The 21,506-nt window shown below is 48.1% G+C and carries 17 protein-coding genes; 15 read left to right on the top strand and 2 right to left on the bottom strand.

Features of this window, described 5'->3' with window-relative positions:
* Position 1 precedes the first annotated feature (1 nt).
* The 3 genes from SH580_RS21280 to SH580_RS21290 all read left to right on the top strand — a co-directional run bounded on the left by SH580_RS21280 (position 2) and on the right by SH580_RS21290 (position 5,987).
* Entirely contained in the window at positions 2–1,408 is a 1,407-nt protein-coding gene (locus SH580_RS21280; RefSeq protein ID WP_319832819.1) for an arylsulfatase, read from the top strand.
* A 104-nt stretch (positions 1,409–1,512) separates the two neighbouring features.
* Entirely contained in the window at positions 1,513–4,425 is a 2,913-nt protein-coding gene (locus tag SH580_RS21285; RefSeq protein ID WP_319832820.1) for a putative glycoside hydrolase, read from the top strand.
* Positions 4,426–4,439: 14 nt separating this feature from the next.
* Entirely contained in the window at positions 4,440–5,987 is a 1,548-nt protein-coding gene (locus tag SH580_RS21290; protein ID WP_319832821.1) for a sulfatase family protein, read from the top strand.
* A 79-nt stretch (positions 5,988–6,066) separates the two neighbouring features.
* Here SH580_RS21290 and SH580_RS21295 read toward each other — a convergent pair whose 3' ends face one another.
* Together SH580_RS21295 and SH580_RS21300 are read right to left on the bottom strand one after the other, a co-directional pair.
* Positions 6,067–6,726, bottom strand: a complete 660-nt coding sequence (locus tag SH580_RS21295) for a response regulator (RefSeq protein ID WP_319832822.1) — start codon at positions 6,724–6,726, stop codon at positions 6,067–6,069.
* Between the two features lie 19 nt (positions 6,727–6,745).
* On the bottom strand, positions 6,746–8,728 hold the full coding sequence (locus SH580_RS21300) for a hypothetical protein (RefSeq protein WP_319832823.1): 1,983 nt from the start codon (positions 8,726–8,728) through the stop codon (positions 6,746–6,748).
* A 194-nt stretch (positions 8,729–8,922) separates the two neighbouring features.
* On the opposite strand from SH580_RS21300, the gene SH580_RS21305 reads away from it, so the two are divergent.
* The 12 genes from SH580_RS21305 (at position 8,923) to SH580_RS21360 (ending at position 21,164) form a co-directional block, all read left to right on the top strand.
* On the top strand, positions 8,923–9,669 hold the full coding sequence (locus SH580_RS21305; protein ID WP_319832824.1) for a hypothetical protein: 747 nt from the start codon (positions 8,923–8,925) through the stop codon (positions 9,667–9,669).
* Between the two features lie 338 nt (positions 9,670–10,007).
* A complete protein-coding gene (locus tag SH580_RS21310) occupies positions 10,008–12,458 on the top strand; it encodes a right-handed parallel beta-helix repeat-containing protein (protein WP_319832825.1) in 2,451 nt (816 codons plus the stop codon).
* Positions 12,459–12,473: 15 nt separating this feature from the next.
* Positions 12,474–12,788, top strand: coding sequence for a hypothetical protein (locus SH580_RS21315; protein ID WP_319832826.1), 315 nt, complete (start codon positions 12,474–12,476; stop codon positions 12,786–12,788).
* A gap of 87 nt (positions 12,789–12,875) precedes the next feature.
* The gene (locus tag SH580_RS21320; protein ID WP_319832827.1) at positions 12,876–14,369 is read left to right on the top strand and encodes a sulfatase-like hydrolase/transferase; all 1,494 of its coding nucleotides are present in this window, start codon (positions 12,876–12,878) and stop codon (positions 14,367–14,369) included.
* Between the two features lie 127 nt (positions 14,370–14,496).
* Complete coding sequence (locus SH580_RS21325; RefSeq protein ID WP_319832828.1) at positions 14,497–14,718, top strand: hypothetical protein; 222 nt, start codon at positions 14,497–14,499, stop codon at positions 14,716–14,718.
* A complete protein-coding gene (locus SH580_RS21330; protein ID WP_319832829.1) occupies positions 14,715–15,398 on the top strand; it encodes an alpha/beta hydrolase family protein in 684 nt (227 codons plus the stop codon). Before SH580_RS21325 ends, SH580_RS21330 begins: the two co-directional genes overlap by 4 nt.
* Before the next feature lie 65 nt (positions 15,399–15,463).
* Positions 15,464–16,981 (top strand): sialate O-acetylesterase, encoded by a 1,518-nt coding sequence (locus tag SH580_RS21335; RefSeq protein ID WP_319832830.1) that lies wholly within the window; start codon positions 15,464–15,466, stop codon positions 16,979–16,981.
* Between the two features lie 12 nt (positions 16,982–16,993).
* On the top strand, positions 16,994–18,514 hold the full coding sequence (locus tag SH580_RS21340; protein WP_319832831.1) for an alpha-L-fucosidase: 1,521 nt from the start codon (positions 16,994–16,996) through the stop codon (positions 18,512–18,514).
* 367 nt (positions 18,515–18,881) lie between these two features.
* The gene (locus tag SH580_RS21345) at positions 18,882–19,169 is read left to right on the top strand and encodes a transposase (protein ID WP_319832832.1); all 288 of its coding nucleotides are present in this window, start codon (positions 18,882–18,884) and stop codon (positions 19,167–19,169) included.
* A 2-nt stretch (positions 19,170–19,171) separates the two neighbouring features.
* A complete protein-coding gene (locus SH580_RS21350) occupies positions 19,172–20,161 on the top strand; it encodes an IS3 family transposase (protein WP_319832833.1) in 990 nt (329 codons plus the stop codon).
* 127 nt (positions 20,162–20,288) lie between these two features.
* On the top strand, positions 20,289–20,915 hold the full coding sequence (locus tag SH580_RS21355) for a histidine phosphatase family protein (protein ID WP_319832834.1): 627 nt from the start codon (positions 20,289–20,291) through the stop codon (positions 20,913–20,915).
* Positions 20,916–20,987: 72 nt separating this feature from the next.
* The gene (locus tag SH580_RS21360; RefSeq protein ID WP_319832835.1) at positions 20,988–21,164 is read left to right on the top strand and encodes a hypothetical protein; all 177 of its coding nucleotides are present in this window, start codon (positions 20,988–20,990) and stop codon (positions 21,162–21,164) included.
* Positions 21,165–21,506: the final 342 nt, after the last annotated feature.

Consider the following 21,506-nt stretch of genomic DNA (forward strand, 5'->3'; position numbering starts at 1 on the left):
TTTGAATACCTTATTTAATCGAGAGAAAAGTATGAATTGGAAATTGTTATCTTTATCACTTGCGGTGGCTGTGGCCATAACGAGTCATGCCGCAGAGAAGGCACTCGATACAACGCCGAATATTATTTTCATTTTAGCTGATGATCTAGGAGTTGGTGAAGTCGGCTGCTATGGATATAACGATATCATACAAACGCCGAGTCTGGACAAAATGGCTCTTGAAGGAACTCGTTTTACCCATGCCTATTCAGGATCACCAGTGTGTGCGCCGTCTCGCTGCGTATTAATGACTGGTAAACACACGGGGCACGCTCGACGCCGTGATAACGGCACAAAAGATGGTTCAAAGACCTTGGTCCCGCTACTCCCTGAAGATGTTACCAATGCTGAAATGCTAAAACAAAATGGTTATGTCACTGGAGGTTGTGGCAAATGGGGATTGGGCAATGAGGGGACCACTGGGACTCCTGACAAACAGGGATTTGACCATTTTTATGGTTACCTTGACCAAAGGAAAGCTCACAATTACTATGTCAAAACACTTTGGTCTGACGGTGCACAGAAACCCGTAGAGCTTGTGGATGGTAAACCCCGTTATTCGCATGATTCCATGGCTGATGATATGCTTGACTGGATTGATCAGAATCATGAAAAGCCATTTTTTTATTATGCGGCATTTTGTATACCACACGATAAATACCAGGTGCCAGACTTGGGTATTTATAAAGACATGGAAGGTTTGTCGGAAACGGAGAAAATATTTGCGGCAATGATCACCCGCTTAGACGCAGATGTCGGCCGCCTATTCGAACTGCTGAAAGAGCGCGGCATTGATGAAAATACAATTGTATTTTTCACCAGCGATAACGGCCCGAGTAAAATCTGGGGTAAAAATAAATTTAACTCAGCTGGAGACCAACGCGGTAAAAAGAGAGATCTCCTACAGGGCGGGGTGAATGCACCAATGATTGTGCGCTGGCCTGGTAAGGTTCCGGCTAATAAGGTCTCCGACTTTAAATGGGTGTTTTATGATGTGATGCCAACACTGGCCGAGATCGCCGGTGCTCAGGCTCCTGATGGTGGGGACGGACGTTCTGTGCTACCAACCCTTCTGGGAGAAAAGCAAACGCCGCACGAGTTTATCTACTGGGAATTTTATACCGAATTTCAGCAAGCGCTTATTATGGGTGATTACAAGGCGATCCGGTATGGAACCAAAGACCCTATTCAGCTTTACAAGTTGAGTGATGACCGAAGAGAAGAGACGGACATTGCGGCCAGTTATCCGGAAATGGTTGATACCATGGCAAAGATTATGGATCGCGAACATGTCGACGATCCTTATTGGCCAACTATTGAGCATGGCAAAAAAAGTGGTAAAGGGAAAAAAAGAAAAGGCGGAATGTAGAAAGAGCTCGTTCAAAATATCCGGCCAGCGGCTTTTCATCGTAACCCTAAGCCGTTGCCTGTTCGGCAGTAAATATGAGTTGTGAACCACCTGATCAATTTAGAATGACCATAAAATGGATGACATATTTATGTGTAGCAGCCTTGTTATTGTTACCGGTGGTCGGTCGTGGAGATGATGTTACTTGGAACGGTTCAGTTGACAGTAATTGGAATATGCCACGCAATTGGTCATCGGGGAAAGTTCCGGGGCATGAAGTGGGAGAGCAGGTTGTTTTAAGTGGCAAGAGTGTCATGCCTGTTGTCGCAACGCCAGTGGAAGTTTCGAATCCTTGTTCAGTCAAATTGCAGGACGGTGCTAAGCTTGAGGTGTGTCACGGGGAGTTGATGTTGGACGATCTTATTTTGGGAGATGAATCAGGCGCTGCTGGTGGGCTGCTGGAACTCTCTAGCTTTTCCAATGTAAACATCTCTGGCGACCTACAGGTGGGCAGTTCCTCTAGGGCTACATCAAATTCATACTTTCAGATGATGAAAGGAAAGTTAGCGGTGGGTGGAGAGTTATTTGTGGGCAAAGGATCTTTTGTGGTTACAGGAGACGTATCTGATATCAAGGTGACGAATCTCACTTTGGCATCGACTGCAAAACTCAGGTTTGATTTTGATCTTAAGCCTCCCAAGCCTATTGAGGTAAAGAATCAGCTATCCATTGCCAAGGGAGCGACACTGCAGATTGACCTGCGGAACTATACCATGGGGAGCAACGAGATTGAACTGGTAAAGTTCGGCTCAGTGACAGGCGCTTTTGATCCTGAAAACGTCGCTTTTCTGGGGTTGGACGGTGGTGTTGTCACTATGGACAATGACAGCCTAAACTTGAAGGTGATTGATGATGTTGCAAAAAGATCCAGCACCCTTTGGTTTATTGCTACGGGTGGAACAGGTAATGCCCCACTGGATCTCCAGGTCAATACAGGCCGACGCATTCGCAATCTATCATCTCCTGATTTGAGTTATCAATTGAAGTCAAGTAAGGGGGCAATTGTGTATTCAACTCGCTGGAGCGGTTCCGATTTTGATGGAGACGGAAAAAATGATACAATCACCTTTGATCTGCACGTCGAGGGATTTGCTGGATCAACCTATAATTATATCAAAGAAGACGAAGGTGAAGCGGTGTCGGAAGACGAGGAACCGGAGCTGGTTTTAGGGAAATCTTCAATGACTAAGCTCGGACATTCATCAGTAGTCAAAGGCAACAGTAATGGATGGGGTGTCGGTAAGGACGGTGATGTGGATGAAGGAGAAACACTTCGGTTCAGTGTCAAAAATATTAAGTTGTCCACAAATTTTAAACCCCAGCCACAAGGGTTTGTCAGTGCATCGGTAAAGGGGCGGGGGAATCATATTATGATTTTTGGTGAAGGTGACAATTTGACTGCTTTTGCTTCAAGAAAAGGAGGAGGAACAGCTCTGAGGCACCTTGATCCCATGTTGGCTACCTCGGCTGCAAAATCAGGATCGATCGTGAGCAGCGTTGTTTATAAAATCATTGTCTCAGAGTTGCCTGATTTTCTGGATACAGAGGTGGGTGATTATTCACATTATCCGACTGGGCCGACTCACCGAAAGGAGTATGCCCCAGCTAGTAATATCAGGTATCCAGATTGGTCGTGGGATACTCTGCCGATGAGGGCAGGTGTCCAGAGTCAATCGCCACTGCCTGACGAAGCTGCCAAGCTGATTGCAGCCTCGTATCCGGTAGTTGCTTTGGGAGGGCGGAATACGTATGGGACAAAAAGCGTAGAAGAGGGAGTTCGTGTGACCGCAGCTAAGCTCAAATCATATAATCCCAGGGTGCATACGGGGACGTATAAGAATGCGGGACTTCATCACGATCGAACGGCTGCGAATGCTCATTTTGATGAAAAGGAATGGACTCTTTATGACTTAGATCAAAACGGGAAGAGGCGATACGATAAAATACGAAATTGGTATCGCTATAATCACAATCATCCCGAGATGCGTAAGTGGTGGTCTGATTGGTGTGTGGCCAGGCTTCAAGACCCGAACATTGATAGCATTTTTATCGATAAGGCAACTGGGGGTGACAAGGCTCTTCAGTTTTATGAAGGGGGTGTTATAGAGGGCAATAACCGGCAGAAATCGTATGTGAGCATTCGGAGGCGATTGCCTAAAGGAGATATTTTGACTGGGAACGTTTTACGCTCCAGCCGCCTAGGAGGGAGCCGTGAGCTGATGCATATATTTAACAGTTCATACTCCGAGGGCTGGAAGCACGGTAGTGGAGCTGGATTGGTAGTCATGAGTCGAGCCGAGGCTGCGGCTGCGAGTATTCAACTGTTCCGTGAGGCATCAGTGAAGGGGATGATGGTTCAACCGAATCACGGGAACCTGAACCATTTTTGTTTAAGTAGTGATGAGGCACAGGGGATGATCGACGAAGGGCGTAGAGATGAAGTGATCGATATTATCAGAGAAGAGATTCAGCTGCCTCTGGCCTATCATTTGATTTATGTGAATCCATACAGCTACTTTGGTTTTCAGGTGTCTAAAAATACGTCTCATGACAAGTTGCTCTGGCATACAAAAGCGTATATCGAGGAATTTCGCCATCCTTTGGGGAAACCTCTTGGGCCCCCCGTCAGAAACGGATACATTTTTACCCGCTCATTCGAGCATGTTGATGTATGGTTAAACGTGGAAACAGAAGAGTGCCGAATGACGTGGGATTGGATGCCGATTGCCTTTCCACAAACTGTAACAGTAAAAGCTGTAGGGGCTGCTAAGATTTCTCTAAGGGGGGCTGATCCGCAAAAGAGCAATCTGACTTATGCTGTGTTCAGTCAGCCTAAGAATGGGAGGCTTTCCGGTAATGCTCCGAACCTAACTTATACTCCGAACGCTGGTTTTAGCGGTAAGGATAGCTTTACCTTTAAAACTAAAAACGATGTGGCCAAGAGCTTAAAGGCGACAGTTTCTATTTCAATACAATGATTTTAACTAAGCGAATGAATATAAAAATAAAGAAAGCAGTAATGGTAGGCTTTGCGACGGCCGTTCTTGGTCTCACTACAAGTTTTGCCACGGATTCGAGACCCAATACTTTGTTCATCATCGCAGATGATGCTTCCTTTGAGCATTTCGGTGTAAATGGCTGCACTTGGGTCAATACTCCAAATGTTGACCGAGTTGCTGAGCAGGGGATCAATTTTACCTCAGCTTACACTCCGAATCCCAAATGCGCTCCATCGCGCTCAGTCATCATCACAGGTCGTAATCCCTGGCAACTTGAAGCGGCGGTCAATCATCGGCCTATTTTCCCCGAGAAATTCAAAACCTACGCAGAGGCGCTGGAGGAACATGGATACGATGTCGGCGTCACCGGCAAGGGATGGGGACCCGGTGTGGCGCAGGGGCGCGATTTGCTTGGAAAAGAGTATCAAGCGCACGAAGTTCAGGAGCGTCCCGCAAAACAAATTTCGACCACGGACTATGCCAGGAATTTTGAACAGTTTTTAGACGACCGTGACGCTTCTAAGCCTTTTGCATTTTGGGTCGGTTGCAAAGAACCACACCGCAAGTATGAATTTAAATCAGGCGTGAAAAACGGTAAAGCCTTAGACTCCATTCCGGAGGTGCCAAACTATTGGCCGGATACGGAAGCGGTGCGACACGATATGCTCGATTATGCTGTGGAGGTGGAGTATTTCGACCGCCAAGTTGGGCGTTGTATCGAGGCGCTCAAGCATGAAGGCTTACTTGAAAATACCCTGGTGATTGTGACTTCGGATAATGGCATGCCATTCCCCCGTGTGAAGGGGCATCCGTATCATAATTCGGCGCACATGCCTTTTATGGCGATGTGGAAGAACGGCATCAAGGAACCTGGGCGTAGTTTTGATCAGTTCATTAGTTTTATAGATATTGCACCGACTTTTATGGAAATGGCTGGAATCAGTCAGGAACAAAGTGGGATGCAACCTTGGACTGGTCGCAGCTTGTTAGAGATCTTCAAGGGTGGCCGTGAGATGGCAAATATTCCACAACGTGACACGATCTTGATGGGGCGTGAGCGCAATGATGTCGGGCGTCCAAATGATTGGGGCTATCCCGTGCGAGCGATTCGGAAAGGGCAGCTTTTATATATTCACAATTTTAAGCCAACCCGCTGGCCGTGTGGTAATCCATCGACTGGATTTCTGGATACGGATGCGGGCCCGACGAAGAGTGCGATTATTGCGGCGGGAGAGAATTCAGAGTATTGGAAGCTGTCGCTCGGGAAGCGTGGCGCCGAGGAGTTGTATGATGTCTCTAAGGACCCTGAGTGTATGACGGATCTTTCTGGGAATCCAGAATATGTCCAGCAAATGGCTGCACTGAAGCAAGAGCTATTTGCGCAATTAACTGAACAAGGGGATCTACGTATGACTGATGACGGAGATTGGTATGATGGTCCTGCGAATCCTTATGCGAGTCGTGCTAAAAGGAATTTGTATAAAAAGGTGAACGAAGGGAAAAGTAAGGGGAAGCACGCTCACTTAGAGGATGGAATGTAGTGAGTTTCGGGAGAGACATACACGAAATTGGATACTTCAGTTTCAAAACTTAAGCCTAAAATGTTGGAGATGAAATATACTAGCCGGGGAGCAGGCCTCTCTTGTAGGCTTTGTTAATTGCAGCGGGTGCGTTCTGCACTTCGAGTTTCTCGTAAATGCGACGTAAGTGAGTGCCGACTGTGTTGTTGGTGATGTTGAGGCGAGCGGAAATTTCTTTTTGCACGAGTCCATCGCCTAGTAGTGTCAAGATTTCCAGCTCTCGTGAGGAAAGCGCCTTTGTATTGCCTAGATCCTTTGGGGATGATTTTAACTGCTTGAGTATATATTGAGCAACTGCAGGGTCAATCATGGCGCCGCCATTGTTGACACTGCGAATGCCGTCAAAGATCTCTTTGCGAGTAGCCCCCTTTAAAAGGTAGCCGCTCGCTCCTGCTGAAATGGCTGCCAATACATCGGCTTCTTGATTCGATTGGGTGAGGACGATTACTTTTGTTTTGGGGATGTATTTCTTGAACCACGGTAGGGCTTCGTTACCACTCATGCCAGGGAGATTGAGGTCGAGTAGCACGATCTCCGGTGCAGTGATTGAAGAAGCGCCCTCGACTTTTCTCAAGGCTTCTTCTGCGGTGCTATACTGGCTGATGAGCTCAATGTCTTCTTCCTTCTTGACCGCCATTGTGATGGTTGTCCTGTATTCAGGGCTATCTTCGACGAGCATTAGTTTGATTTGTTTTAACATGATTTATGTGTGCGTTTGCTTATGCTCGTGACGACAGTAGTCGTGCGAGCCAGTTTCTACGTATTTTTAGTTTAAGTTGGATAGTCGTGCCCCCCTCGATCGGTGTCTCTAGTTTGATTTGACCTCGCATTAGACGTGCTCTGCGCTCTAGCGACGCAGGGATCTTTTGTATTCCTTGACCATTATCACAGACCGTTAGTAGGATTGTATTTGATTCTGCTATAATACGAGTGGTTAGTTGAGTGGCATTGGAATGACGGCAGATGTTGATGAGACATTCTTTGTAAAACAGAAAAAGGTCAATTTGGGTGCGTGGTCTCAGTTGTTTGGTCAACTCGCTCCCTTCGGCTGAAAAGTCGTGCTGGTAACTCACGGTGATACGTTGTGCAGCGCGTTCCATATCTTCAATGAGCCCCAGGTAGAGTCCCTCTGCTTCGAGCATGTTGGTACAGTAGCGCACGGCTGTGCCGGTGCGTTGGCTGAGATCCCATATTTCTTTGTGGAGCGACTGTAGCTCTTCGGCGCTATCTGCGTCGTCGGCTAAATCACTGAGCATTCCCATTGAGTGGACGTTGGCTCCTAACTCGTCGTGTAGGTCGGCGGCCAGACGTTGTTTGATTTGTGCGACTTGTCTTTGGCGCATCAGCCGCTCAATTAGGATCGTCAACGCGATACCGACCGTGAGTATTGCTGCGAGCCATGTCAGTCGATTTAAATTGGCCTTTTGGCGGGCGTAGCGCTTTTCGAGTTCTGCTGTGATGAGTGGTAGTTCTGTTTCTAAGTTGTGTCTGCGTGCCAGTTGCTCCATCCAACTGCGTATAGACAGAATATGGCCATAAAAGTTTAGGCCATCGGTTAGCCTTGACAGGGGGCGTTGTTCTGATTCGACATAAAAATTACTCGATACTTGCTTGCCTAGTGCAATATTCCGCCCGTTTGATAGGAGTTCGATTTCTGCGAAACCGATGCGTGTCCCTTTATGCACTCCGTTGTTGAAAATATATGGTTTTAGTGCCGTTAGCCGAACGTAACGGCAGGCCGTTGCTGGGGTGTTCCAGCTCATTATCGGGCCGATGTCGTAAATGGATTGATGCTCAGCTTCTAGGAGCGTTACGGCATCTGAATAGTCAGATTCCATGGCACCTTCGATTTTGAAATGATGAGGTATTCCAAAGTCTCCCAGGAAGCCTTGAGGCACAGTGTCGCTTTGATCGACGGCATGTAGATTGATTTGTGAAATGGTTTGAACTTCGCCAAGATCGATTGTGAACGATGGCTGATCGGCGGCACCGACCGCATTAATAAATGCGATGCCCTTATCGCCTGTCGCAGCATCCATAAAATAGGGTGTGGCTCCATCGGTGAGGTATCGAGCGCTCCAAGGGCTGATTAAAGGACTGATTGGCTCTGAGGATGCCACTGGCCGTCTTAATGCCCAGTTGGTGTTGCCTTCAAATACAAAGATCTCTGAAAGCTGGAGCGCATATTTCCCGTCGATTACACGTTTGGGAACCCGACTTGCTTCAATTCGAATCCAGCTGGCGTTAAGGCCTTCAGTTGGCACGAGCACAGGCGCGATACGAGGGAGTAGTTGGTCAGATTCATTGAACGAAGCGATGAGAGTTTGTTTCTGTCTGTCGTCAGATGTTCCGGCCAGTATGCGAAATTCTGTGGGAAATCCGTCAGCAATATAGCCATCTTTGCTATCACGCACTAGTGTCGGGACGACTACAATGAGATCGATCGGAACCATTTTTCCTAGGTCGATCTCGATCCACTTGGTATTGTCAAGAGCTAGATGGGGAGCGGATCGGTAGCCGTTCGAGCCGACTCCACTGCGTAAACTAAAAGTCGCGAGTTGAGCGAGCTCAGCCTTGATGACATCTCGACGGGCTTCCAACTGGCTCAGTGGCATCGCTTGGATTGCATCGTTTGCGCTTACTTCAGATGTAGTAAGGGCGGTCAGTAGGAGCAAGTAACTCGTGTAAATTTTGAGATTCATTTTTCGAGTGTGATAGATTTAGTGTGCATAGCCTTGGAGTCATGACACTCAAAAATAATCTGAAATTTGTCGCATGTTTATGTGACAGGCTAATGAGGGGAGGTGTGATAGTATGATCGAGAATATCCGGTGACTTTAGTTTTTTAATGTCATTACGGAGTCAGTTATTACCATAAATCAACTATCGATACCATATGAAGAAAAATACAGTTCTCCTTACTACCGCAGCGACATTCGTGCTAGCGCATGTCGCTCAAGCCGCAACTATTTTTACGACTCAGACGTCGGCTGATAACACTTTTGCAAACAGCAGTTTCTCGGTGAGCAATTCCGACTTGGTGAACGATGGGCAGTCGTCGCTGGCTAATGTCATTAATACCGGTATCACTGCAGCTGGAATAATTGAAGTAAATGATGGTTCGGTGCCTGCGGCTACAAATACCACTGGCGATGCGAGTATCGTGCCTGGTGATGTGCTGACTTTCAATTTTGATACCTCTGTCAATACTCTGGGGTATGATATTACTAGTATTGTTACTCTGGCTGGAGGGAATCAGCGTGCTGCACAGGGCTTTGACGTGATTGTTACTTTTATGAATGATTCTACGGCGACTGTAATCTCCGCTGATACGGCGGCAGGAGCGGTAGCAGGCACTTACCATGGTTTAACTGATGATTCAACTTATTTTAATAACTTTGATGAGAATGGTTACACGGTCGTAACGATTACTGAAGATACGAGTGGTATCGTCGCAAGTGGCGTGAAGGCGATTACATTTACGAATTTCTCAGAAGCAAATCGAAATGGCAGCGGTGGAGCCGTGATTTACCGGGAGTTTGATGTTTTTGGAGTGGCTACTGCGATTCCCGAGTCAGGCACTTACGCTTTGCTTACAGGCCTGACTGGTTTGGTTAGTGTCATGGTTCGCCGTCGCCGTTAGAATCGAGCAGATTAAATATTATAAATGTTCTTTTATTCGGGAAATCAATCGATCGGGGGTTGATTTGAAGCCCGAGACACTGAGTTAAGTGTCTCGGGCTTTTTTTATATTTGTCGCACGATCATGTGACGTACAGGCGGACGGAGAACTGATAGTATGGAATTCGTGCTTTAACGCGTTCGATGCGCTTGGATGAGCCAATCTGAAACTCTTACTAAATACATGATAAATAAAAAGCTATTACTAGGCCTGTTGGTGGCTACGAACATTGCTCGTGCGGCAGATATCTATGTCAGCCCGACTGGGCGTGACACGAACTGGGGCAGCAGTCTGCGCCTGTGGCGACACTCGCACAGGCGCGAGATATCGTGCGTTCACATGCGGGCAAGGCTCCGGTGACAGTGCACGTGGCGGATGGAGTTTATTATTTACCTGAAACGCTGGTCTTTACACCAGAGGATTCTGGCAGTGCAGCGAAGCCAGTTATCTATAAAGCGCTGAATGAAGGGGGGGCTGTCTTGAGTGGCGGTTCAATCTTAGACCTTAGCTGGACGGTTTATCGCGATGGTATTTATCAAGCTACGACGCCGCAGGGAGTGACGATTGATCAACTATTTATCAATGGTCGTAATCAGCGCATGGCGCGCTACCCAAACTACGACGCGAGTCAGAAGGCGGTGGCCTATCAAGGCGCGTCTGCGGATGCTTTTTCCAAAGAGCGTGCGGCGGGATGGGAGGATCCTACGGGAGGTTATATCCATGCAATGCACCGCGGACAGTGGGGCGGGTATCATTATCGCATCACTGGTAAAGATGCCGAAGGAGAAGTGACCTATGAAGGTGGTTGGCAGAACAACCGTAAAATGGGGATGCACGATGAATTTCGCATGGTAGAGAATATCTTTGAGGAGCTCGATGCGGAAGGTGAGTGGTATCATAACGCCAAGACCAGCACGCTCTACTATATGCCCCCAGCAGACCTAGATCTTGGCAGCGCGACTGTTGAAATCGTGCGCCTGCGCCACCTCGTTGAATTTAAAGGCTCAGAGACTACTCCAGTAAAGCACATCACGCTCCAAGGTTTTGTGGTGCGTCATGCGGCTCGCACGTTCATGGATACTAAAGAGCAGCTGCTTCGCTCTGATTGGGCGATCTATCGAGGGGGGGCTTTTATGTTAACCGGAACTGAAGATATTAGCATTCTCGATAGCGAGTTTGACCAAGTCGGCGGCAACGCGATTTTCGTCAACAATTACAACCGCCGAACAATGGTGAAGGGCTGCCACATTCATGATACGGGAGCGAGTGGTGTTTGTTTCATTGGCGATCCAGATGCAGTGCGTAACCCGTTGTTTGAATACAGTGAGAAAAACGATCTCGCGACGATTGATCGCACACCTGGGCCGAAGACGAATAACTATCCATCGCTCGGTGTGGTTGAGGATTGCTTGATTCATGGTATCGGACGCACCGAGCGTCAACCTGCGGGTGTGGTGATCGACATGGCGATGGAGATCACCGTGCGGGATTGCTCTATCTACGATACGGCACGCGCGGGGATCAATATCGGCGACGGTGCCTGGGGTGGGCACTTAATCGAGCGCTGTGATGTGTTTGATACTGTATTGGAAACGCATGATCATGGTTCCTTTAACTCATGGGGGCGTGATCGTTACTGGCGTAGTGATCACTTAACTGCATCGCAAGAGGCCGTTGATCAGGATCCGAGTTTACCGTTTTTAGATGCGATGAAGACAACTGTCATCCGTGACAGCCGTTGGCGCTGTGAGCATGGTTGGGATATCGACTTGGATGATGGATCGAGCAACTATGATATCTATAATAATCTAATGCTTAGCGGTGGTCTGAAGTTGCGTGAGGGCTTCAGGCGTCGGGCTTGGAATAACATCGTGATCAATAACGGTCTGAGCTCTCATGTTTGGTTTAATAACAGTAATGATATGGTAGAGTCGAATATCATGGCACGAGCAAATGCGCCATATATTCGTGGGGAGGTGACAGTCGATGGGCTCGTAGACCGTAATTTCTACTACCAATCGAATGAGGCCGCACTGCAAAAGAATCGTGAACAGCATAACTGGGATGTGAATTCGATCCTCGGTGATCCACTCTTCGTTGATCCGGATAACGGTGACTTCTCGGTTAAAGAGGGATCACCTGCGTTTGCGGTTGGATTTAAGAATTTTCCGATGGATCAGTTCGGAGTTAAGAAACCGTCGCTTAAAGGGATCGCAAGAATTCCCTCGTTTCAGAAAAAGGCTCCTAAGCCGAGAGCTACTTCAAAGAAAGCGACTCCTGCGGTTGATACAGTGAAAACGTGGTTGGGCGCTGAATTGCGTTCGTTGAAAGGCGAAGAGTATTCAGCTTTTGGCACCCGCAAGGAGGACGGAGGCATCGCTCTACGAGTGCCATCTGGTTCGTTGGCTGCAAAGGCAGGTCTGCAGGACGGTGATTTGATTCAGGGATTGGATGGAAAAGCAGTGTCTAATGTCGGTGCCTTCTTTAAAGCACTGTCCGAAACCAATGCAACAAGTCTAACACTCAAGGTCGTCCGTAATCAACAGCAGTTGGAATTAACGGTTAAGAGAAACTCAATTGTTCAAATCGAGACTGCGTCTGGCACCAGCGGATTTGTGAAGTTGCCCATTCCAGCCGCATCAGGGAAATCCGTAACTGCCAACCCTAGAACATCAAATGATGGAATCGAGACACTGGTCGATGGTCAGCTTGGTCAAGGTTATGGACCGGTTTTCGGAAATAGCGTGTAGGACGGTGCTTATAAGATGGACCTGGGGAGTGTGCAGTCGGTTGCTGCGATCACTAGCTGGTCTTTTCGAAAGGGGCATCGTGGCGCGCAGAAAGTCGCACTATATGGAAGCGCATCCGTAGTGGACCCAGGCTGGGATTTGTCTGCATACACGCCACTTGGTATGATCGATACGACTGATCTCAGTCAGGCGACCTATACCGCGGCCTCGTTACGTGCTCTTGATGGGCAGACGATCGGTCAATTCCGCTGGATTGTGTGGGCCGTTTCACCCGTGACTGCTGCAGGCGAGAACAGCGCGTTTCAAGAGCTAGCCGTCGAGCTTCGATAGATCCACGCGGGGGAATTTTATGTAAAAACTAAACGCTTACCAGCAGCGTGCATTCTAGGAATATTTAAAAGCTTGGAGAAGCAAATTATGAAAATAAATAAACGCATACTGTCAGTCGCATCTCTGGTGCTGCTCGCAGTCACTTCCTATGCCCAAACAGGCTTGGGGCAGAAACCTAATATCGTCTTCTTGATGACAGATGATCAACGCTGGGATACACTCGGTTGTTATGGCCGGACAGACGTGATTACGCCGCATATCGACCAGTTGGCAGAGCAAGGGGTGACCTTTGACAATGCGTATTACGCGGTGGCCATCTGCATGCCGAGTCGAGCTACCATGTTTACTGGTCGCTATTTTTCTGATCACCAGGTTGGGTTTACTTATCCGTATAATCGAAGTCTGCCCAAAGAAGAGTTTGCTGATAGCTATCCTGCACGGCTGAAAGAGGCGGGCTATCGGACTGGCTTTGTTGGTAAGTTCGGCATTCGTCTGGACCATATGCCGAAGACGGCAGCCGAATACTTTGATTTCTTTGCGGTTGGCGGCATGATTTGGCCGAAAGAGGACACGGCACTTAAAAATATATTCCGTGAAGACCGTCCGAAGACTGAGCGGACGTTGAAAAAAGGCGATGCGATGATTCGTTTCCTCGAGACGCAACCCAAGGGGCAGCCTTTCTGTCTCTCTATTAGCTTTGATGCCGTAAAGAATGATCATGACGATGACATGCATACGCCACATGTGGAGCTCTTTGAAGGCCGGGAAATGTGGGTTCCTGAAAACTGGGTTGAAGGGAAGAATATGGAACTACCGAAGCTGCTCGATCATTGCCGAGGCACCTACTTGCATGTCGCTCGCACCTCGACGCCTGAACAGTATCAAGCGACAACACGTCGCTTTGCAGTGCAAGGTTATACCGTGGATCAACAAGTCGGCCGATTGATGGCTAAGCTGAAAGAGATGGATGTTTTAGAAAATACCATCGTGATCTACACCAGTGATAATGGTCGATTCCACGGATCTCACGGACTTTATGATAAGGCGCTCCTTTACGAAGAATCGATCAAAGAGCCACTGATCGTCTTCGATGGAAGAGCACCTAAGTCGCAGCAGGGCCGCCGAGAAAAGGCGATGGTTTCCTCCGCAGATGTAGCACCGACGATTGTTTCACTGGCTGGGTTAGAGATCCCAGAGATTATGAAAGGGCGTGATTTGAGTGGTCTCTTGAATGGCACTCAAGACATGTCACAGTGGCGCGAGACGGTGCTCATGGAAAATTTCTTTATTCAAGAACTCCATACGGCGATTATTCAGAAAAACCCTGATATTCCCGGGCTTAATGATGAGTTGATCGCTGACAATCGATCCTATCGCACGCGTGGTGTGCGGACAGAGCGCTATAAGTATTTTAAATATCACGAGCACGATCCAGTGATTGAAGAACTCTATGATTTGGAGACGGACCCATCCGAGATGAATAACCTAATTTCCAATCCTGAATATGCAGAGGTGTTATCGAAGCTCCGTAATCAGATGGAGGATCTTTATGCTGAGGCAACTGCTACGGCTACGCCTTAAGCATTTCAATTATATTGAACTAAACCAGAGACGCATAGACAACTGACCTGAATAAAAACTCTATTCACGTAAATACGGGATCGTTCATCCGTAAGGTAGTGTGTATGATTCAATAAATAATACGCATATGATTCTTCGAGACTACTTACTTACTGGTTTATTCATGGCTTCAATGTCATTGATCTCTGCTGATTTATACGCCTCGACTGTGGGCCCGGACTCTAATCAAGGAAACCAGTCGGCTTCGGTTTCTACGTTAGCTCAGGCACAGGCGTTTTCCGGCGAGAAGAAGGACTTCAAAGGATACGATCGCTACCAAATTCAAACAGAGCAGGGGAGTTTTCAGTGATCTGCCCGAAGCAAGCCGCGCCGGGGAAACCTTGGTTGTGGCGGAGTCTGTTTTGGGATCAGCTAGCAAAAGTTAACGAAGCAGATTTGCAACTAGTGGAGCAAGGGTATCATGTGGTGCTGGCTTTCGGAGATGTGCATGGGCATCCCAAGGGGAATGCTAATATTGATGCGGCTTACGAATTATTGACGACCGAGTATGGGTTCTCTAGAAAATGTTCGATGGCATCGTTCAGCCGCGGAACTTTGTCGCTGTTCACCTGGGCTTCCGTGAATCCTGAGAAGGTGAGCAGCATCAATGTCGACAATGGGGTTTGCAACGTCGATAGCTGGCCAGGCGGAAAACTGGTGGCTGGTAGTGATTCTGTCGGGAGTGGAGACGCTAGATCATGGAAGGGCATGAAGGCTGTGTATGGTTTCACCTCCGATCAGGAGTTACTCGAAGCTGAAGTGAGTCCGATTGATAAGCTGGAGCCACTGGCCAGAGCTGGAGTGCCAATTCTAATGGTTTGTGGCAACAATGATGCCGCCGTTCCTTATGAAGAAAATGACGCTCTCATGGAAGCACGTTACAACAAACTGGGTGGCTCCATTGAAGTGATCATTGAAAATAAGGGGCATACACATGGAATGGATGATCCCACGCCGGTGCTCGAGTTTATTAAACAGCACACTCGATAATCCGCACGACTAGCCCCATGTATTTAAAACGTCAAATTTCTCTCACGTGGATTATCGCTCTTGCTATGAGCACTTCTGCAGTCGCGGATGTGACATTGCCAGCCATCATTGACAATCAGATGGTGCTGCAAAGCGAAAGCAACACACCCATCTGGGGCTGGGCAGATGCGGGTGAAACCGTCACTGTTTCCTTTGCGGGGCAGACTAAGAAGACGACCGCAGCGGCGAACGGGAAGTGGATGATCACATTAGATCCGCTATCGGTGTCGACAGAATCACGTACGATGACGATCCAGGGCAATAACGTGATCGAACTCGACGACGTGCTTGTTGGCGAAGTCTGGCTTGCATCTGGCCAGTCCAATATGGAATTCAGTATTGGCTCGATTCCACTTGAAGAGAAAGCGATCGCATCGGCTCAGGTCGATAACAGGCTGCTACGTATGTTCTGTGTGGCTCCGAAGGTTTCGAGTTCGCTGCCGATCAAGGATGTAGCGGGTTACTGGAGTGACTGCAGGTATTTTATCAAGCAGATGCAAGCAGGTAAGATCAAAGGCTACGGTAGTCACTCGGCGGTTGCCTTTTTCTTTGGATTAAAACTTCAGCAAGCGCTGAAAGTTCCCGTTGCGGTAATTGACAGCTCTTGGGGCGGAACAAAGATCGAATCCTGGATTGCTGATGAAGGCTATGAGATGGAAGGACTGGCTCTGCGAAAACTCGCATCCAAAGACGAAGCGGCGGCCATCACTGAGAAGGCCGCATTGGAGACCGTCGTAGCAGAGTGGAATGACGCAGCGCGGACTGCGGTTGAAGCTGGTGAATACCCCAGGCCAGATCTTAAAGCGCCGCGCAGCCGCGTTCCCAATGCGATCTACAATGGAATGATCGCTCCGCTGGTGCCGTTTGCCATTAAAGGTGTGGTCTGGTATCAGGGGGAATCCAATCGAGGCAGTCAGGACTATTTTGAAAAGTTAAAGGCGCTGACAGGCGGTTGGTCGAAGGTATTCAATGTGCCGGATATACCGTTCTATCTAGTGCAAATGGCGCCTTACAACTATGCTCATGCTAAAACTAAAAACGTGAGCGAACAAATCATTTACGACTCAGTGGTGAGTGCCCAATACAAAGCAGCAGACGAGATCAAAGGTTGTGATGTGGTTACGATTCCAGACACCGTGTTTGGCAAGGTGGCAAACGTTCATCCACCGCATAAGAAGACTGCGGGAGATCGATTGGCGGCGTTGGCACTCCATCATGACTACGGCAAGTCAGTGGTCTACTCGGGGCCACGCTTCGCTCAGGCAACCGCCGATGGAAATGTCGTGAGGGTGACTTTCGATCCAATCGATCAAGGGCTGGACACATCCGATGGTAACGCACCCAATTGGTTTGAGCTCGCCGGAGCTGATCAGCAATTTTTCGAAGCCACAGCCAAAATTGAAGGAGCCACCGTGTTGGTATCCAGTCCCGAGGTGTCGACGCCCAAGTTCATCCGTCTGGCATGGAACAATATCGCGGAATTAAACCTACGCGACAAGAACGGCTGGCCTGTATTTTCCTTTAATGCCGAAGTTAGTCGCTAAAAGATCATCATTATGAAAATCACCAAACGACTTCTCTTCGTCAGTCTTTACTTAGCTTGCCTCGCCCCGATAGCTGCTCAACTGGGAAATGGAGGCGACGATTACGGTGTTACCCCAAATACGGTAACTTTAGCCGAGCCCGCAGCGCTAGCAATCGACCCCGATGGGATTACAGTCTTATCACCAAATCTGGGAAAGCTCAGTGCCGGGATTCTACCGATAGTTCGGAATTATATGATTCTGTGGTGTGCGGCGAAGCAGGGATCGAACCAAGTTGAATGGATGGTGGATGCGCCAGCTGATGGGGACTATGTGGTGACGGCCTCGGTTGAAGGAAAAGGCTCTGGATTGGTCCTGAGTTGCAACGATGAGGAACTTGAAGCAACGGTCACGCAGAACGGTTGGCACCGCATCGAACTTGGCACAGTTTCTTTAAAGTCTGGAGAAAACAAAGTGTTGTTAGATATTGACGCGGTAACTATTAAAGCGGGAAATCGCAGCAAAGAGTTTCTACTCAGTGCACTTGAATTGACGCAACCATCCGTCAAAGACGCCATTGAAAAAGAGACCCTCGCAATGAGGAAGCAGCCCGATTGGTTCAAGGATGCCGGTTATGGTTTGATGTTTCAGTGGACCAACCGTGCCACACCGCTTAAAGGCCCCATCAAGGCTTGGGAGCAAAAGGTGAACGACTTTGACTTGGATTCCTTTATTACGTTCGTTGAGGAATCTGGCGCGGCCTATGTGGTCTGGTCTATTACTTGGGGGAATCAGTATATTTCAGCGCCCATCAAGTCCTTGGATGCGGTCATTGCCGGCCGCACCACCAGTCGGGATCTGTTGGGAGAGATGACGGATCGCCTGCACGAAAAGGGGATCAAGGTGATCTTCTATTACCATTACGGATATGACTGTATGCACTCGCAGGATACCCCTTGGTTGGAGGCAGTTGGTGGAATGGATGCGGATAAGACCAAGCTCTATGAGAACTTGTGTGCTATTCTTTCTGAAATCGGAAGCCGCTATGGCGACAAGCTTGATGGCTGGTGGTTTGATGGCGGTGCGCGCTATCTGAATTGCCATTTCGATGGCTCTTCTGCAGCAGATGGGATTTTGACCGCTCCGTTTAAAGCTTACACCGCTGCCGCACGCGCAGGAAATTCCGAGCGAATGATTGCTTACAATTCGTGGATTAAACCGAAGATTACGGAGTATCAGGATTACTATGGCGGTGAGGGCAGGACATCTTTTAACCCAGCCGAATTAACAGATGGAGTTTTCAAGGCCGGACGTCAGCAGGGGTTGCAGGCGCATGGCTGCTTTATCTTCGAAAAAAGTTGGGGGCACATTGCGCTCAATCAACCTATTCCAAAGCCGAGATATAACTTGAAGCAATTGACGGGGCTGGTGAAAAAGGCACAGCAAGGACGTTACCCGCTATCGATCAACTTGGAGATGTATGAGGATGGCTCCGTGGCGCCGGCGTCGGCCGCATTATTGAAAGAACTTAAAGCTGCGGTTCGTGGGAAATGAGGAGGGGAAATGCAGTTTTACCACGTCACTTTTTAATGATGCTATTACTTGATGCCATTAAGTGAGCGCAGATTTCCTTGTTGCGAATTGGCGAAGCCTTTTCGAAGCACCACCCTAGTTTTTGGGACAAAGAAAGGTTCACTTGGACGGAGGCGTTCGATCGTAGTTCGAGAAACAGTCAGTAATGCTTACATTAAGCAAATAATCATCAATAAATGAAATCATATATAATCCTAACCGTCGTATTGTCTTCTGTCATTGCCAACGTGGCAAACGCTGGCCTTAAAATTTATTATATCCGCCATGCGGAATGATGTGTCCTGAGAAAAGTGGACATGTGATTCTCTTTAAAAGAGGATCATAAATAATGAAAAGACGACAATATACCGCAGAGTTCAAGAAGGATACAGCGTATCAGATAATCATCGAAGGAGTAGCCGTAAAAGAGCTTTCGGGTCGATTGGGAGTGCCGATCAGCCAGCTTTACCGGTGGAAGGGAGAGCATATCGAGGAGATGGAGGCGAACAATCCTGCGGCTGCCCCGAGCCCGAAGAAGATGGCAGCTGAGATCGACGAGCTTCGCAAGGAGCTGGCGAAGTCCAAGCGGATGAACGAAATTCTAAAAAAAACGGTTGGTTTTTTCAGCCAGGATTAACGATGAAATACGAATTCATCGACATTCATAAGGTAGCTTTCAGGGTCAGTGAGATCTGTGACTGCTTTGAGATCAAACCAAGCGGTTACTACGCATGGAAGAAGCGAGAGCCCAGCGCTCGAAGCATCGCTGATGCTACCCATGCAACACGCATCGAAGAGCTCTATGAGGCATCCGATAAGCGAGAAGGTCATCGTGTGATTCATGATCATTTGAAAGACGAATCAATTGCTTGTGGCCGTGATAGAACCTTGAGGATCATGCAAGATATTGGCATCGCCGGGATTCAAAAGAAAAGCTTCAAGCCACAAGGAACTGACAGCAATCACACTCTAGGCTACAGCCCGAATCGGTTGAAGGCACAAGGCATGCCGCAGGCATGTGATCAAGTCTGGGTCTGCGATACGACGTATCTGATGACCGATAATGGCTGGAACTATTTGGCCACAGTCATGGATCTGTTTAGTCGCCGTATCGTGGGCTGGGAGGTCTCCGAGCACAATGACGCCGATCTTGTGCGCAAAGCGCTCTACAAGGCTTCTCAGACGCGCCAAGGGTTCCTCAATGAAGATCTAATCTTACACAGTGATCGCGGCAGCACCTACGCCAGTGAGAAGCATCGAAAGCTCATAAAAGAACTCGGCATCAAGCAGAGTATGAGTACGCTGGGGAATTGCTACGATAATGCTGCAATGGAGTCCTTTTACGGACGCTACAAAACCTCATCGGTAGGCAAGTTTGTCTTTGCCGACCTAGAGGCCCTCAGGGCCAACGCTTTCGAGTATATCGAGTGCTACTACAATACGTATAGAAAGCACTCATCGCTAGGCTATAAAACGCCCATGCAAATCGAAGAAAAAAATTTCCCCCTAGGGGGAAGGAAGTTAGGAGGTGCAAGCTTGCATTACCAACACACAACAACTAACAATGAAAACCAAGTCGCCCTAGGCGACTTAACGCCGGGCGCACTGAACTGCAACCGCACCAAATAATACAACATAAACAAGCATACTTAGAGAATCACTTCTCCACTGCTTTCAGTGCACCTCAGAAGGTGGGCACAATGTCAAAAAAGCCTGGCAGGAAAAAGGCATTCCCGAGTCGGATTGGCCTGCTTACGTGGGGGATGCAAACGTCTTCACCCCTAAAGGAATCACACAGGTCGCAGACGCCACCGAGAAACTTCAGAAGTATCAGTTTGATTTTGTGGCCACTAGCAATCAGTGGAGAGCTTATAATACGATTGCGCCGTATCTGAAGGCGACCAATCAAAAGGCTGAAGTATGGCCTGAATTGAAGGAGGGGAAGGGGATGCTTACGATCCTTTCGGATGATATTCCTGATGTGGAAGAAGAGATCTTGAACAAAGGCAAAGCGATTGTTTTGACGGAAGAGGAGGCTGCCTATCTTATGATTCGCCCCGGTTCGGAGAACGACTACGAGAAGTATCCCAAAGGCAGTAGCGACAACGAGAAGGTGGCCTACACGAAGCATGTTTCTCTTCATGCGATTAAAATGATCGAAGAGCGTTTTGGTGGAACCGATCAATCGATTCTGCTCGCAGGACATAATAGTTCTGGGGTGTCGCTATTGAAGTTGTTACTTCAAAAAGAACCGACCGGGGAAGCCAGGCGGGGCTTGACCAATACCGGAATATGGATGGTTGAGCAGCAGGAGGACGGTTCGTATAAGCTGATGATGTATAATGATCAGCCTTATCAGGAAGAAGTGAAAACGAGTAAATAAAGAGATTTTATATGAATGGTTTTTTAAAACACACCGTGGTATTGGTGACTCTATTCACTGCATGCGCAAGCTTTGCGGAAACCAGATCCTAAGTTTAAGCATATTTACGCCGGAAAGAAGTTTACCAAACTCGCAAACTATGGCCGCGAGGCGGGGGAGCATCTTTCGGAGCAAAGTAAGCAGGATCGGCAATATGAGCGCTTTGAAAGTTGGGGCTATGCTAAAAATTACGATGACGTTATGGCTTAATACTATCAGCAGGTTTATGCGATTGATGTCGCGCTCGGTATGATCCGCCTAATAGCAGAACAATAAAGGTTCTCATCTGTCACGCAATCATGTGACAGACAGTTCGCGCCTCAATCGGTATATTGGATTTTGATTCAATATTATATGACAACTGGAGCGAAAGAGTGAATTTACCCTTATCATTTTTGATAGTCTTGACCTGCTATACGACTGCGAGCGCAGCTGTAGTGTTTAATGTGCAAGAATCGAGTCAGAAAGATTTCTCTGATACGGGGTTTTCGCCTGCTGATGCTGGGGACCTTGCAAACGCTGGACAGAGTTCGCTTGCGTCAGTTGATGAGC

Origin of the sequence: Coraliomargarita algicola (genome assembly GCF_033878955.1) — a bacterium.
Taxonomy (GTDB): domain Bacteria; phylum Verrucomicrobiota; class Verrucomicrobiia; order Opitutales; family Coraliomargaritaceae; genus Thalassobacterium; species Thalassobacterium algicola.

Excerpts from the sequence above, each read along its gene's own strand:
- SH580_RS21350 (WP_319832833.1), top strand. The coding sequence starts at position 19,172 with ATGAAATACGAATTCATCGACATTCATAAGGTAGCTTTCAGGGTCAGT.
- SH580_RS21300 (WP_319832823.1), bottom strand. The coding sequence starts at position 8,728 with ATGAATCTCAAAATTTACACGAGTTACTTGCTCCTACTGACCGCCCTT.
- SH580_RS21285 (WP_319832820.1), top strand. The coding sequence starts at position 1,513 with ATGACCATAAAATGGATGACATATTTATGTGTAGCAGCCTTGTTATTG.
- SH580_RS21305 (WP_319832824.1), top strand. The coding sequence starts at position 8,923 with ATGAAGAAAAATACAGTTCTCCTTACTACCGCAGCGACATTCGTGCTA.
- SH580_RS21325 (WP_319832828.1), top strand. The coding sequence starts at position 14,497 with ATGATTCTTCGAGACTACTTACTTACTGGTTTATTCATGGCTTCAATG.
- SH580_RS21315 (WP_319832826.1), top strand. The coding sequence starts at position 12,474 with ATGGACCTGGGGAGTGTGCAGTCGGTTGCTGCGATCACTAGCTGGTCT.
- SH580_RS21345 (WP_319832832.1), top strand. The coding sequence starts at position 18,882 with ATGAAAAGACGACAATATACCGCAGAGTTCAAGAAGGATACAGCGTAT.
- SH580_RS21290 (WP_319832821.1), top strand. The coding sequence starts at position 4,440 with ATGAATATAAAAATAAAGAAAGCAGTAATGGTAGGCTTTGCGACGGCC.
- SH580_RS21320 (WP_319832827.1), top strand. The coding sequence starts at position 12,876 with ATGAAAATAAATAAACGCATACTGTCAGTCGCATCTCTGGTGCTGCTC.
- SH580_RS21340 (WP_319832831.1), top strand. The coding sequence starts at position 16,994 with ATGAAAATCACCAAACGACTTCTCTTCGTCAGTCTTTACTTAGCTTGC.
- SH580_RS21335 (WP_319832830.1), top strand. The coding sequence starts at position 15,464 with ATGAGCACTTCTGCAGTCGCGGATGTGACATTGCCAGCCATCATTGAC.
- SH580_RS21295 (WP_319832822.1), bottom strand. The coding sequence starts at position 6,726 with ATGTTAAAACAAATCAAACTAATGCTCGTCGAAGATAGCCCTGAATAC.